This is a genomic window from Cellulomonas sp. RIT-PI-Y, assembly GCF_025642745.1.
Taxonomy (GTDB): Bacteria; Actinomycetota; Actinomycetes; order Actinomycetales; family Cellulomonadaceae; genus Cellulomonas.
In genome coordinates this window covers 1-14,126 of sequence record NZ_JANZKP010000021.1, presented here as the reverse complement: position 1 = coordinate 14,126, position 14,126 = coordinate 1, and the positions used below count along the sequence as shown (strand labels likewise).

Sequence of the window (14,126 nt, the reverse complement as noted above, 5' to 3'; positions counted from 1 at the left end):
GTCATCGGGTCACGCCCAGGCAGTCGCGCAGGCGGATCAGCCCGTCGCGGATGCGGCTCTTGATGGTGGGGAGTGCGGCGTCCAGGTCCTCCGCCACCTCCCGGTAGCTGAGGCCGCCGTAGTAGGCGAGCGTCACCGACTCACGCTGGGTGTCGGTGAGGCCGTCCATGCAGTGCCTCAGTCGTTCGGCCTCCAGCCGGCCCTCGACCTGCTCGGCCACGTGGTCGTAGTCCACCGGCCGGTCCCGGTCGAGTGCGGCCTGGTCCCGGGTGCGCTGGGCCTGGACCGACCGGACCCGGTCCACCGCCCGGCGGTGCGCCATCGTGGTGGCCCAGGTGCGCGGGGAGCCGAGGCGGCGGTCGTAGCGGGAGGCGGTGCGCCAGATCTCCACCATGACCTCCTGGGTGACCTCGGCGGCGTGGTCCGGGTCGCGGAGCACCGCCAGGGCGGTGCCGTGCACCGCCGGGGACACCGCGTCGTAGAGGGCGGCGAAGGCGTCCTGATCACCGGCGGCGACCCGGTCGAGGGTGTCGTCGGCGAGGGGGTGGGTTCCGGGTACGGGCACGCGCGACAGTGTGCCGCACGCACCCGCACCCGGCCCAGTGGGCGTGGCGCCGGCCGGCGCGTTGGAGAGGACCGGCGCCACGGCTCATCAGCCGACCAGCGTCTTCGCGAGCGAGTCGATCGCGCCCGCGAGGGTCGACACGTGCATGCCCAGACCGGCGGCGACATCGGCGGACGGCAGCTCGCCGTCGCTGATCTTCTCGAAGAAGTCGCCGGCCTGCGGGCGGTAGCCGTCCAGGTCGAGCAGCGCCTGCTGACGGGCGTCCTCGTCACCGGTGGCGTCGGCCACGGCGTAGTCCACGAAGAACCCGATGTGCTCGCGCCACAGGTCGAGGAAGGCGCTGCCGTTGTCCGCACCGGCCAGCGAGGTCACCGCGTCGGACAGGGCGACCGAGTTGGCGTCCAGGGTGGCGGCCGCGGCGGTGAAGGCCTCGGAGTCGACGCCTCCGTCCGCGGTGTAGGCCGTGAACACGGCGTACGAGGCCAGGTAGACGTGCTCCTGCAGCAGCGCGGTCAGGTTCGACCGCAGGGTGGAGGCGTCGTCCATCGGGTCGCCGGACAGGTCGGCGCTGGTGGCCAGCCCGGTAGCGATCGTGGCGGCGTCCATCCCGACGTGATCGGCCGCGGCGCGCAGTGTGTCCGAGGCGGTCGGATCGCCGGCGGCCAGGGCGTCGATCGCGGCCGACATGGTGGACACGTGCATGGCCAGCGCCTCGGTCACGGCGGCGGCGGGCAGAGCACCGTCGGAGATCTGCTCGAAGAACGCCCCGGCGTCCTGGGTGTACGTGGTCAGATTGGCCTGGGCGGCGTCCGCCGCGGCCTGGTCGCCGGACTTCTTGGCGACCGCGTAGTCCACGAAGTAGCCGACGTGGTCGGTCCAGACCTGGTCGAAGGTCTGTGCCGCGTCGTCCCCGGCGATCGAGCCGATCGCGTCGGTCAGGTCCTGGGTGTTGCCGTCCAGGGCGGACTTGGCGGCGGCGAACTCGTCCGAGTCGGCGCCCGCGGTGTAGGCGGTGGCGACCCCGATGCCGGTCAGGTAGACGTGCTCCTGCAGCATGGCGGTCAGGTTGGCGCGCAGCGTGGCGGCGTCGGAGTCGACCTCGCCGGCTGTGTCGGTGGCCTTGGCCAGTCCGGTGGCCAGGGTCAGCCCGGTCTCCGGCATGTGGGCCGCGGCGGTGCGGGCGTCGGCGAACGGGTCGCCGGTGCTGACCGGCTCGACGCCGGTGTCCATCGCCATGTCGGTGTGCTCGTCCGTGGCCTGGCTGGAGGCGCTGCTCGCGCCGGAGGTCATGGAGTCGTCGCCGCCGGAACAGGCGCCGAGGGTCAGGGTCAGGCCCGCGGCCATGATGGCCACGGCGTAGCTGGTGCGCTGGGTGCGGAGTCGCATCGTCGCTCCTCGAATCGTTCCTCGGGTGTCGGTCGAGGAGGGTTCGGAGCGGGAGGCGGGCCGGATGGGTGGATCAGGACGCGGACGGCAGGGGAGTGACCATGACAGGTCCATCGGTGGACGAGCCCTGACCCCGACCATCCGGGGCGGGTGAATCGGACGTGTCAGGAACCCTCGGCACCGGGACCAGCGTCAGCACGACTCGGCCGAGGTAGGTACTCAGAAGGGGACGAAGCACGGCGATCGCACCGCACTGAGTGCTCGGATCGGGCCGACGGGGTGCGTAGGAGGGCCGGAACCCCTGCTGAGTAGGGCATCGCCACCCAGAGAGTGAGCGGTGTGAACGGACGATTCGAGGGACCCCCGCTGCTCGGTGTGGCCGACCAGGCGTTCGCCGACATCCGGCGCTGGCTCGCCCTGGGCCGGGACGTGCTGGTGTCCGGTGACGTCGGCTCCGGCCGCACCCTGATGCTGCGCCAGCTGCTCGCGCACGCCTCCCGCCAGGGCACCGGCAGCGTGCTGCTGCGCGCGGCGGGGGAGTCCCCGCTGGCCGCGTTCCTCACCCACCCCTCCTTCCCGCAGAACGCGACCCCGGGCCGGGCGGCGGAGGCGGCGGGGTGGTTGCTGGGCGAACTCGGCGGGCGGCGGGCGATGGTGCTGGTGGACGACCTCGACCAGCTGGACGAGGCGTCCTGCACGGTGCTGCTGCGGGTGGTGCGCACCCGTCGGGTGACCCTGGTGGCGACGGTCCGTTCCGGCGCGGGTCAGCTGCCGGACGCTCCGGCCCGGCTGGTCGCGGAGCGGGCACCGGCCCGGCAGGCGCTGGCCCCGATGGGCTTCCGGGCGATGGCCCGGCTGATCTCGGGTGCCCTGGACGGTCCGGTGGACGTGCCGCTGACCTCCGCGGTGCTGTCCCGGTCCGCCGGGAACCCCCGGGTGGCGTTGGCCCTGGTCGACGGGGCACGGCATGCCCGGGTGATCGATCGCCGGGACGGGATCTGGCAGAAGACCGGCCAGTTCGACGACGTGCCGGGCGACGCCGTGGCGCACGCCCTGCTGGCCCGTGCCACACCGGAGCAGGTGGCGGCGCTGGAGCTCTTGTCCTGGCTGGGGCCGGTGGACCGGGACACCGGTGAGCTGCTGATCGGCGGCGGGCTGCTCCGGGAACTGGTCGGGGCGAACCGGGTGATCGAGCACGCCCGGACCGGCGGTGGGCAGCCGCAGCTGGCGGTGGCGCCCCCGGCGCTCGGCACCGCGCTCCGGTCGGCGATCACCGCCGACCGGGCCCGGCAGCTGTCCCGCCAGGCCACCGAGCGGTGCGGGTCCGGGGTGGACCTGCCGTTCCGGCACGACGACGACCTGCGCGCGCTGCTGTCGGCGCGCACCCGTCGGGCGGCCGAGGACTACGTCCGGTGGAGCGTGGAGGTCTCCGACCTGGTGCTGGCGGACGCGGCGGCGGAGGAGTCGGCGGCCGCCCGGGGCTGGCTGGACGATCCCACGGTCCCCGCCGCGAACCGGTACCTCGAGCGGCTGCAGCGCCGCCCGGCCCGCACCCAGCTGGAGGCGGTGTTCACCGGCACCGTGGTCACCGGACGGGAGGACGTCCAGGAGCTGGTGCGGTTCTGCCTGCAACGGATCCGATGGGCGCGCTGGAGCGGGATGGGCGCCGAGCAGCTGGCGTCGCTGCCGGGCGCCCGGCACCCCCGGGTGCTGGCCGCGATCCAGGGGGTGGAGGGCCTGCGGACCCGGGTGCTGGAGCGCGCGGAGGGTGCGCTGCCGGTGCCGGCCACCGGGCTGCCGTGGCTGGACGCCTGGCAGACCGTGGTGGCCGCGGGGGCGCTGCTGGACGCCGGCCGGCCGGATCTGGCACTGGAGCACGCCGAGTCGGTGCCGGCGGAGGTGGCGCCGGACGCCGCCTACTACGCGGACGGCATCCGGGTGTTGGCCCTGCTGATGAGCGGGGAGGCGGCCGCCGCCGAGCGCTGGGGGCGCCATCTGCTGGAGGCCGCCTACGACGCGCGCTCGCTGACCGGGATCCGGGTGCACTCGGCGGCCCTGACCGAGGTGCTGTTCCACGCGGGACGGAACGAGGAGGCGTGGCGGGTGCTGAACACCGCGCTGAGCCTGGGGTCGCCCGGTCCGGCGGACCACACCTTCTACCGGCGGGGCCTGAGCATCGGGGCGGCGATCCTGGCCGCCGCGGGGGACGACGACATCGTGGACGTGCTGGCCCGGGAGCTCGGTGAGCGGCCGCACCACGCCCAGGTGCTGTGCGCGCTGAGTCCCCTGGCCCGGGCGGCGGTGTGCCGGGCCGCGGGGGATCCGGTGGCAGCGGCCCGGGTGCTCACCGACGCCGGGGACCGCGCCGCGGACCAGGGGATGGACGCGTGCGCGCTCACGTACTGGCTGGCGCAGGACCGGATGCCGCCACCGGAGCAGGCGGCGCGGATCGAGGCCGTGTTCGCCCGGGTCCGGTCGCCCCTGCTCGCGCCCTACCTGCGCCTGGGCCGCGCGATCGTCGCCGAGGACGCCGCCGCGATCGCCGCCGCGCTGCCCCGGGTGAGTCCCGCGGTGTCACCGGGGATGGTCGGCACCGCGGTCGAGCTGCTGCAGGAGCTCGGCACGGGGACCGACGGGCTGGTGGACGAGGGCGTGGTGCCCCGCCCCGGCCTGCACCACGACGACCGGCTGGACCGGTTGACCGCCCGGGAGCGCGAGGTGGCGGTGATGGCCCGCCGTGGACTGAGCAACCGGGAGATCGCCCGGCGGCTGCGGTTGAGCGTGCGGACGGTGGAGAACCACATGGCGGCGGTGCTGCGCAAGCTCGGGCTGGAGGGCCGGGACGGGCTGCGCAACTGGAACTTCGTCTGAGTGCCGGCCGACACCCAGCTCGCAGGGACCGGTCTGGGTGGCGGCGGGGTCACGAGGTGCCCCCGCTCCGGCTCAGGACGCGACGGCCCGCTCGGCGCGGCGTGCCCGCTGCGCCGCGGGATCGGGCACCGGGGCGGCCGCGAGCAGCCGGCGGGTGTACGCGTCCTCCGGCGCGGACAGCACCCGGGATCGCTCGCCGACCTCGACCAGCGTCCCGTGGTGCATCACCGCCACCCGGTCGGCGAGCTCGTCCACCACGGCGAGGTCGTGGCTGATGAAAAGGCAGGCGAACCGGAGCCGGCGCTGGATGTCCCGGAACAGATCGAGCACGGTCGCCTGCACGGACACGTCCAGGGCGCTGGTCGGCTCGTCGGCGATCAGCAGCTCGGGGTCCAGGGAGATCGCCCGGGCGATGGACACCCGCTGCCGCTGGCCGCCGGAGAGCTCGTGCGGGTAGCGCTCGGCCCAGGCGGCGGGCAGCTCGACCGAGTCGAGCAGCTCGGCGACCCGCGCGTCCAGGGCGGCGCCGCGCAGCCCGGCGTGCACCCGCAGCGGCTCGGCCACCGACTGGCCGATGGTGTAGCGCGGATTGAGCGAGGCGGCCGGGTTCTGGAACACCACGCCGATCCGGGTGCGGGCCGCGCGGATGGCCCGCGGGGTGTCCTTGCCCAGCCGGGTGCCGACCACCTCGACCGTCCCCGACGTCAGCGGCGCCAGGCCCAGCGCGCACCGGCCGAGGGTCGACTTGCCCGAACCGGACTCGCCGACCAGCGCGACCATCTCACCGGGCTGGATCCGCAGCGTGACCCCGTCCACCGCGCGCACCACGCGGCCGCGCCGGTCCCGGTACTCGACCACCAGCTCCTCGATGTTCAGGGTCGGCCGGACCTGGGTGTCCGCGTCCGAGGGCCGGGGCGTGGCACTGATCCGCGGGACCGCGGCCAGCAGGGTCCGGGTGTAGTCCGCGTGCGGGTCGGCGAACAGCTGGGCCACCGGGGCGGTCTCCACCACCGCGCCGTCCCGCATCACCACCACCCGGTCGGCCAGGTCGGCCACCACGCCCATGTCATGGGTGATCAGCACGATCGCGGTGTGCGTGCGCTCGCGGAGCCGGCGCAGGACGTCCAGCACCTCCTGCTGGACGGTGACGTCCAGGGCGGTGGTGGGCTCGTCGGCGACCAGCACCTCCGGGTCGCAGGCCAGCGCCATCGCGATCATCACCCGCTGGGCCTGACCGCCGGACAGCTGGTGCGGGTAGAACCGCAGCCGCTGCTCGGGGTCGGGCAGCTCCACCAGGGTCAGGAGCTCCACCGACCGGGCACGACGGGCCTGGCGGTCCAGGTCCGGCAGGTGCCGGCGCAGCATCTCGTCCAGCTGGGCGCCGATGGTGAACACCGGGTCCAGCGAGTTGGACGGGTCCTGGAAGATCATCGCCACCCGCTTGCCGCGCACGTCGGACAGCTCGCGGTGGGTCAGCCCGACCAGCTCCCGTCCGCCGAGGGTGGCCGAGCCGGTGACCCGGGCGGTGCCGGGCAGCAGTCCGAGGATCGCCAGCGAGGTCACCGACTTGCCCGAGCCGGACTCGCCGACCACCGCGAGCACCTCCCCGGCGTGCAGCTCCCAGGAGATCCCGCGCACGGCGTCGACGTCGGGTGCGCGACCGTCGTCGATCCGGAAAGTGACGGTGAGGTCCCGGACGGTCAGCAGGGGTGCGCTCATCGTGCTCCGTTCTCCGGGGCCAGACCGTCGCGGTAGGCCTCCCACTCGGCGAGCATCTGGCGGTGGTGGCTGGCCAGCCACTCCATGTAGTGACTGGCGTTGTCCAGGCGGGTGCGCGGACCCGGTGCCCCTCCGGCGTGCGCGAGACCCTGTTCGATCACCTTCTGCAGCTTGGGCAGGTACAGCCGCTCGGTCGCCAGCCAGGAGCCCCAGATGTCGTCCTCGACCCGGAAGTAGTGGTTCCGGTCCCCGGGCACGACGTGCCGCTTGATGAAGCCCACCTCGACCAGCCTCCGGGTCGCGGTGGAGACCGCCCCGGCGCTCGCGGTGAGCAGGGCGGAGATCTGCTGCGAGGACAGGTAGGGCGCGTCCGCGATCATCAGCAGGCCGACGATCCGGCCCTCCATCCGGGCCGAGTGCGAGCCGTCCCAGGTCAGGGCGAACTCCTCCACCCAGGCCAGGGCCTCCGGGTCCAGGGCGTCGTCGCTCATCGCCGGGCCGTCATCTCGGTGCGGCGCGCGCGGAAGTCGTCGATCGGCCACTGCGTCATCGCGGATCGGATCGAGCGGATCGAGCCGTCGTCGTGCCGGTCCAGGGTCAGCACCTCGCCCACGGTGCCGAAGCCCGGCCCGGCGTGGATGCGCAGGTGGTCCTCGTCGATCACGGTCAGCTCCTCGTACCCGGCGGTGGCCTCCGCGGCGGTGGGGCGGATCAGGACCAGGCGACCACCGAGCTCGACGATGTCGCTGATCCCCCAGAGGTTGGCGAACCGGCCGGTGTACCGCTCCGGGTGCGCGACCGGGGTGCTGTCGGCGGGCGGGTCGAGGGCCAGGTCGATCAGCTTGATCAGGCCGACCGCGATCGGGTCCGCGGGTCCGTCGAGGGCATTGGTGAGCACGCTGACCACCAGCTGCCCGACCGGGTCGATGTAGGTGCGGGTGATGTGCCCCGGATAGCCGCCGGAGTGCCCGACCAGGTCCCGATCGCCGATCGTGCGCAGGTCCATCCCGACGCCGTAGCGACCGGTCTCGGTGCCGTAGGCGGTGACCACCGACTCCTGGCGCTGGATCAGGCGCTTGGACGCGTCGGTCAGCAGGGTGTCGTCGCCGTGGAAGTGCGCGGCGCCGTAGCTGGTCATCTCCCGGGCGGTGGAGTAGAACCCGGTGGCGGCGGCCATCGCGCGGGTGTCGACGTGGTCGATCCGCTCCCGGCGGTCGCCGGCGTCCAGCAGGCTGGTGTGACCGGCGGCGTACTCGGTGGACCGGGCCGGGTCGTACTCCGCGCCGGTCCGGGTCAGGCCCAGCGGCTCGATCACGGCCGTGCGCAGGTGGTCCGCGTACGTCGTGCCGGTGACCGCCTCGATCGCCAGACCGAGCAGCGAGTAGCCGACGTTCGAGTACTTGAAGTGCTGGTTCGGGCCGAAGACCTCGCCGTGGGCCAGCACGTCGTCGAGCAGGGCAGCGCGGTCCGGGAACGGGCCGTCGAGCTGCCAGAAGTCGGCGGCGTCGCCGTCCCGGATCACGCCCGCCTGGTGTCCGAGCAGCTCGCGCAGGGTGCGGGTCGCGACCGGGTGGCCCGACAGCTCCGGCACGTACTGCCCGATCGGGTCGTCGAGCCGGAGCCGGCCCTGCTCGGCCAGCTGGAGCACGGCGGTGGCGGTGAACGTCTTGGAGTGCGAGGCGATCCGGAACAGATGGTCGGTGCGCAACGGCTCCCCGGTGGTGACGTCCGCGAGACCCCAGGCACCGTCCAGCACCACCTCCTCGCCGGAGCGGATCGCCACCTGGACGCCGGTGGCCCGGCGGAAGGCGGCCTGCTGGGCGACCCAGCTGAGCAGCCACGGTGCTGCGGAGCGGATGGTCTCGGTGCGGTGCGTCATGGAGTCCCTTTCAACGGCCCTTGGGGTCGAGCACATCACGGAGCGTGTCGCCCAGAGCGATCATGGCGAGCACGGTCACGGTGAGGAAGATGCTCGGGAAGATCAGCATGTGCGGACTGGTCTGGAAGTAGGTCTGCGCGCTGGACAGCTGCAGGCCCCAGGAGATCGACGGCGACCGCAGTCCGAGCCCCAGGAAGGTCAGCGTCGACTCGGAGACGATCACACCGCCGACCATCGTGGTGGCGATCGCCAGCACCGGGCCGATCGAGTTCGGCAGCACGTACCGGGCGATGATCCGCCGGTCCCGCAGGCCCATCGACTGCGCGGCCTCCACATAGGGGGCGTTGCGCACGGCGCGGACCGACCCGCGCACCAGCCGGGCCATGGTCGGCCAGCTGAACAGCGCCAGCACCAGGGCCACCGTGACCGCCGACCGGGTGCCGATGCTGGTCAGCACCACCACCGCGCCGAGCAGGAACGGGAAGCCCAGGAACACGTCGGTGAGCCGGGCGATGACCCGGTCCAGCAGCCCGCCGTAGAACCCGGCCAGCGTGCCGACCACCAGCGCCACCACCAGGGCGAGCGCGGTGCAGAGCAGACCGACGGTGAGCGACGCCCGGGTGCCGTAGATGACATTCGCGTACACGTCGCAGCCCTGGACGTCGGTGCCGAACACGTGCCCTCCGCCCGGGGCCCGGCCGGAGTTCGTCAGGTCGCAGGCGCGCGGGTCGCCGTGCCCGAACCACCCGGCGAACCAGGACGGGGCCAGTGCGATCAGGGCCAGCACCGCCAGCACGGCGGCCGACACCCAGAACACCGGACGCCGGCGCAGGGTGCGCCAGACGCCGCGACCGGCGGGGGGCAGAGCGGTGGGGGCCAGTGCGGCCACGGTGTCACTCATGGCGGATCCTCGGGTCGAGCACGGAGGAGAGCAGGTCGACCACCAGGTTGGTCAGCAGGAAGATCAGGATCAGCGCGGTGGAGACGCCGACCACGGTCGGGCCCTCGTGGGTGCGGATCGCCTGGAACAGGAGCTGTCCGACACCGGGCAGGTTGAACACGCCCTCGACCACGACCGTGCCGCCGAGCAGGTAGCCCAGGTCGATCGCCAGATAGGTCATCACCGGCAGCGCGGAGTTCCGCATCACGTGCACCCCGACCACCCGGCGCTCCCGGAGCCCCTTGGCCCGCAGCGTCCGGACGAAGTCGGAGTTCAGCGTGTCGATCACCGAGCCGCGCATCAGCCGGGTGACCGACGCCAGGCCGAAGATCGCCACCACGGTCGCCGGCAGCAGGTATCCGGACGGCCACCCGTCGGCGGTGCCCGCCACCGGGAACCAGCCCAGCCGGACCCCGAGCACCAGCTGCGCGGTCACCGCGACCACGAACACCGGCACGCTGGTCGCCAGGATGGTCCCCGCCAGCACCAGGCGGTCGCCGAACCGGCCCTTGCGCAGTCCGGCGAACAGGCCGAGCAGCACCCCGAGCACGACCTCGATGCCCCAGGCGGTCAGGGCCAGGGTGATGGTCACCGGCCAGCGCGAGCTCATCCGGTCCGCCACCGACTGCCCCTGGAACGTGGTGCCCAGGTCCCCGGTGAACAGGCCGCCGAGGTAGCGCAGGTACTGCTGGAGCACCGGCTCGTCCAGGTGGTAGCGGCCGCGCAGCTCGGCGATCACGTTGGCAGGCAACGGGCGGTCGCCGCCCAGGGCCGCGATCGGGTCGCCGGGCAGCGCGAACACCATCAGGAACACGATCAGGGTCACGCCGAGGAAGACGATCACCAGCTCGACGGCCCGCCGGCCGAGGTACCGGGTCATGCGCTGCCGTCCCGGACGCCGATCAGGCGGGACAGCGCCAGGGTCGCGCCGTACTGGACGCCGACCAGACGGTGCACGTCCAGCACCCGCAGCCCCTCGGTCCCGGCCCGGGCCTCCTCCGCCCAGTCCACGTACAGCGCGGTCATCCGCTCGTGCACCCGCCGGACCCGCGCGGTGGCGACCCCGGCCGCGACCTCGGCGTCCAGCGCGCGCAGCAGCATGCCGCCGTACCGCAGGCGGAAGCAGCGCACCACGTCCTGATTGCTGAACACCTCGGCGACGGTGGCGATCCGGTCGTCGGCGGTGAGCGCGTCCGCGCGGCGCTCCTCCGCGACCGCCTGGGTGGCCATCATCGGGACGAAGGCCTCGCTGGCCCGGAGGAACGGGCTGCGGATCGTCAGGTCGGGTGCGGCCTCGGCCAGCACCTCGGTCAGGGCGGCGGACATCGACGCCAGCCCGGCCGCCCGCTCCCGGATCACCGCGGAGTACCGGGTGCCGGACGGCGAGGTGTCCTCCGCGGCCGAGTGCGACCAGTAGGGCAGCTCGGCGATCAGGGACACCGTGCCGTGCCGACGGGCGTACTCCGCGGAGCCCTCGCCGCCGACCATCGACGCGGCGTCCAGGCCGAGCGACTCCAGGTAGTCGTAGTCGTCGCGGGCGGACCCGGCGAGGAACACCGCGGGGGCGAGCTGGGTCAGCGACGGCGACTCCGGCTCCCCGGTGTCCAACGGCAGGCCGACCGCCGGGGCGACCGCGTGCAGCGCCTCGATCGCGCCGGGGACCTGCTCGGAGAGGTAGTAGTAGACGCCGCCGAGCTCGGCGTTGTGCAGCGAGACCATCAGGTCCGGCTGCACCTCGTCGATCACCCGCATCAGCGCCTGGGTCTCCGGGATCACGTCGTCGAAGTAGGCGTCCTTGTGCGCGAACGGGAACGTCCACTCGACCTGCTCGGTCCCTGCCGGCCGGTAGAACCGGCGGGCGTAGGCGATCCGGTCGGCGGGGTCGGCGAACCAGCCCTCGTTCAGCCGGGTGCCGTCCGGGTCGATGCACGGGATCAGGTGCCAGGTGGCGTTGCTCTCCGTCAGCAGGACCGGGTCGGTGACCAGCTCGGACGCCAGGTGCTGCAGGGTGCGGAAGCCGATCGGCTCGTTCGGGTGCACCCCCGCGAACAGCAGATGGGCGCGCGGGCCGTGGCCGACGGTGAACATCGGGATCGGTTCGCCCAGCCGCGAGGTGCCGATCCTGCGGCGCGTGATCAGGTCCGGATGCCCGGTCGCCAGGTCGTCGAACCAGGCGATCAGCTCGTCCACCGGCGGGAAGCCGTCGACGGGCGGGACCCGGCGGGCCCGGTCGAGGATGTCGCCGACATCGCCGTGCGGGCCCGCCGTGATCGGTGCGCTCATGCGCCCTCGTTCAGCACGACCGCGGTGTAGGTCGGATTGCCCACCGCGGAGGTCGGCAGCTCCGCGACCCGCTCGCTGGTCACGTAGGAGTAGGTCTCGAAGAACAGCGGCGGGGCCGGGAAGTCCTGGATGATCCGCTCCTGCACCGCGGCGTAGGCCTCGGCGGCCGCGTCCGGCTCCACCTCCGCGTCGGCGGCGGCGATCAGCTCGGCGACCTCCGGCTCGTAGTAGGGGATGCAGTTGGCGCACCCGCCGTTCTCCACGTAGAACGCCCGCAGCGTGTTCTGCTGGCTCGGGTACAGCGCACCCCAGCGGGAGAAGAACGGACCGGTCAGGTTGCCCGCCAGGCGGGTGTCGTAGAACTCCGCCCAGTCGGTGGACGGGGTGGCCACGGCCTCGACCCCCAGGTTCTGCCGCAGGTTGTTCGCGATCGCGTTGTACAGGTCGTCCAGGCCGCTGCCGCCGGGGTAGTAGATGTCGATCGTGCCGTCGAACCCGCCGGCCTCGTCGAGCAGCGCCTTGGCCGCCTCGGGGTCGTACTCGCAGTACTCCCCGCAGATGCCCTCCGGGGTCCCCGCCTCGACCGCCGGGGTCAGCGCGGTGGCCGGGGTGAAGGTCCCGCCGTAGATGACCTCGTTGATGGTGTCGCGGTCGATCGCCATCGAGATCGCCTGCCGGACCCGGACGTCCGCGTAGCGCGGATCGGTCAGCGGCAGGCCGAGGTAACTGATCCCGGCCGCCTCGAAGGAGTAGAGCCGATCGCCGAAGTCCGCGCTCGCCTGCGGCAGCCGGGCCGCCGGGACCCCCGCGATGTCGATGTTCCCGGCCTGCACGTCGGTGTAGGCGGTGGTGGTGTCGGTGTACGGGACGAAGGTGATCCGGTCCACCGTCGGCTCGGTGCCGGCGTAGTCGTCGTAGCGCTCCACCACCAGCGACTCGTTCTCCACGTAGTCGTTGGTCAGCTGGAACGGCCCGTTGCCCACCGGGTGCGTGTTGTAGGCGTCGAAGTCGTCGAAGGCGGACTCCGGCATCGGGTACATCGCGGTCTGCCCCTGCGAGACCTGCATCGGGAACTGGCCGTCCGGGCCGGTGAGCTCGACGGTGAAGGTGAGGTCGTCGACGACCGTGAGGCCGGACATCTCGGTGGTGGCCGGCTCGCCCTCGGCCGGGTTCAGGTCGGTGTAGCCGACGACGTTCGCCAGCTGACCGGAGTTCTCCCAGGCGTTCGGGCCGTAGGCGACCGCGTTCCAGGAGTCGACGTAGGACTGGGCGGTGACCGGCGTGCCGTCCTGGAAGGTCCAGCCGTCCTGGAGGGTGATCGTCCAGGTGGTGGCGTCCTCGGACTCGATCGACTCGGCGGCCAGCATGCTGGTCTCCCCGGCGTCGTCCACCCAGGTCAGCGGGGCCCACACCGCCATGTTGAAGTCGTAGGCCACGGTCTGGCGACCGGGGATCAGCTGCACCGGGTCGGTGATCGCGACACTGATCGCGGCGGTCGGACCGCCCGCGTCGGTGCTGCCGTCCGGGTCGCTGCCGCCGCTGCCGCAGGCGGTCAGGGCGACGGCGATCACCAGGGCACCGGCGGCCAGCCGGAGACGGGTCCTGCTCATGGGGGTCCTCCACTCGGGCGCCGACGGGCGCCTCTCACACTGCACAGGGGGCGGAGCATGGGGATGAGGCTCATCGCGGAGCGGCGCGGGGGGTGATCGGCCGACCGGAGTGGGGCCAGTCGAGCCCACCGCGAAACGCCCGGTCAATAGCTTGGATGCTGAAAGTTCAGTAGGAAATGAAACTGTTACCGGCCCGACATACCCGTCCTGCCCGGACGGTGGTGAGATGGCCGCGTGATCCACACCACCGACTATCTGCTGGCCGACGAGGCCCGGGTGCGCGCCCTGATCCGCGAGCACGGCTGGGCGACGCTGGTCTCGGTCACCGACGACGGCCCGGTCGCCTCGCACGTCCCGGTGCTGCTGGACACCGCCGACGACGTGCTCGCTGCAGCTCCCGGCCCGGTCACCGGCCGACTGCCCGACCGCTGGTGCCGGCCCGCCGCGCCGCTGACCGTGCTCAGTCACCTGGGGCGTCCGGACGAGGTGCTGCACCAGATCGACGGCACGCGCGAGGCGTTGCTGATCGTCGAGGGCCCGTACGGCTACATCTCGCCCGGCTGGTACGGCTACACCCCCGCCGTGCCGACCTGGAACTACGTCGCCGTGCACCTGTACGGCACCGTCGAGCTGCTGGACGCCGAGGAGTCGTACCGGATCATGGCCGACACCGTGGACCGGTACGAGGCGCCGATGCCCGACCCGGTCGCGGTGCCCGAGGAGTACGCGCACCGGATCGCCCCCGGGGCGGTCGGCTTCCGGCTGCGGGTCAGCCGGTGGCAGGGCAAGGCGAAGCTCAGCCAGGACAAGCCACGGGCGGTGGCGGAACGGGTGGTGTCCGCGCTGGAGACCGACCCGACCTACGCCGACCCG

General features: G+C 73.0%; 11 protein-coding genes. 2 read left to right on the top strand and 9 right to left on the bottom strand.

Going from position 1 to position 14,126, the window contains the following annotated elements; translation table 11 throughout:
• Window position 1: 1 nt before the first annotated feature.
• Window positions 2–565, bottom strand: coding sequence for an ECF RNA polymerase sigma factor SigK (gene sigK, locus OGL89_RS08615; RefSeq protein WP_263119537.1), 564 nt, complete (start codon window positions 563–565; stop codon window positions 2–4).
• A gap of 87 nt (window positions 566–652) precedes the next feature.
• The gene (locus OGL89_RS08610) at window positions 653–1,951 is read right to left on the bottom strand and encodes a hypothetical protein (protein WP_263119536.1); all 1,299 of its coding nucleotides are present in this window, start codon (window positions 1,949–1,951) and stop codon (window positions 653–655) included.
• A 339-nt stretch (window positions 1,952–2,290) separates the two neighbouring features.
• Here OGL89_RS08610 and OGL89_RS17175 point away from each other — a divergent pair, with 339 nt between their 5' ends.
• The gene (locus tag OGL89_RS17175) at window positions 2,291–4,822 is read left to right on the top strand and encodes a helix-turn-helix transcriptional regulator (protein WP_263119535.1); all 2,532 of its coding nucleotides are present in this window, start codon (window positions 2,291–2,293) and stop codon (window positions 4,820–4,822) included.
• A 72-nt stretch (window positions 4,823–4,894) separates the two neighbouring features.
• Here OGL89_RS17175 and OGL89_RS08600 read toward each other — a convergent pair whose 3' ends face one another.
• The 7 genes from OGL89_RS08600 to OGL89_RS08570 are packed head-to-tail and all read right to left on the bottom strand — an operon-like array spanning window position 4,895 to window position 13,253.
• Window positions 4,895–6,541, bottom strand: a complete 1,647-nt coding sequence (locus OGL89_RS08600) for an ABC transporter ATP-binding protein (protein WP_263119534.1) — start codon at window positions 6,539–6,541, stop codon at window positions 4,895–4,897.
• Complete coding sequence (locus OGL89_RS08595; RefSeq protein ID WP_263119533.1) at window positions 6,538–7,032, bottom strand: transcriptional regulator; 495 nt, start codon at window positions 7,030–7,032, stop codon at window positions 6,538–6,540. The genes OGL89_RS08600 and OGL89_RS08595 overlap by 4 nt, the downstream gene beginning before the upstream one ends.
• A complete protein-coding gene (locus tag OGL89_RS08590) occupies window positions 7,029–8,420 on the bottom strand; it encodes a serine hydrolase domain-containing protein (RefSeq protein ID WP_263119532.1) in 1,392 nt (463 codons plus the stop codon). The genes OGL89_RS08595 and OGL89_RS08590 overlap by 4 nt, the downstream gene beginning before the upstream one ends.
• A gap of 10 nt (window positions 8,421–8,430) precedes the next feature.
• A complete protein-coding gene (locus OGL89_RS08585) occupies window positions 8,431–9,321 on the bottom strand; it encodes an ABC transporter permease (protein ID WP_263119531.1) in 891 nt (296 codons plus the stop codon).
• Window positions 9,314–10,240 (bottom strand): ABC transporter permease, encoded by a 927-nt coding sequence (locus OGL89_RS08580; RefSeq protein WP_263119529.1) that lies wholly within the window; start codon window positions 10,238–10,240, stop codon window positions 9,314–9,316. Before OGL89_RS08580 ends, OGL89_RS08585 begins: the two co-directional genes overlap by 8 nt.
• Complete coding sequence (locus OGL89_RS08575) at window positions 10,237–11,643, bottom strand: M14 family zinc carboxypeptidase (RefSeq protein ID WP_263119528.1); 1,407 nt, start codon at window positions 11,641–11,643, stop codon at window positions 10,237–10,239. The genes OGL89_RS08580 and OGL89_RS08575 overlap by 4 nt, the downstream gene beginning before the upstream one ends.
• Window positions 11,640–13,253 carry an ABC transporter substrate-binding protein gene (locus OGL89_RS08570; protein WP_263119527.1) on the bottom strand — a complete coding sequence of 538 codons (1,614 nt, stop codon included), beginning with the start codon at window positions 13,251–13,253 and terminating at the stop codon, window positions 11,640–11,642. The genes OGL89_RS08575 and OGL89_RS08570 overlap by 4 nt, the downstream gene beginning before the upstream one ends.
• A 234-nt stretch (window positions 13,254–13,487) precedes the next feature.
• Here OGL89_RS08570 and OGL89_RS08565 point away from each other — a divergent pair.
• A partial coding sequence (locus tag OGL89_RS08565) for an FMN-binding negative transcriptional regulator (protein WP_263119525.1) occupies window positions 13,488–14,126 on the top strand: 639 nt, incomplete at its 3' end.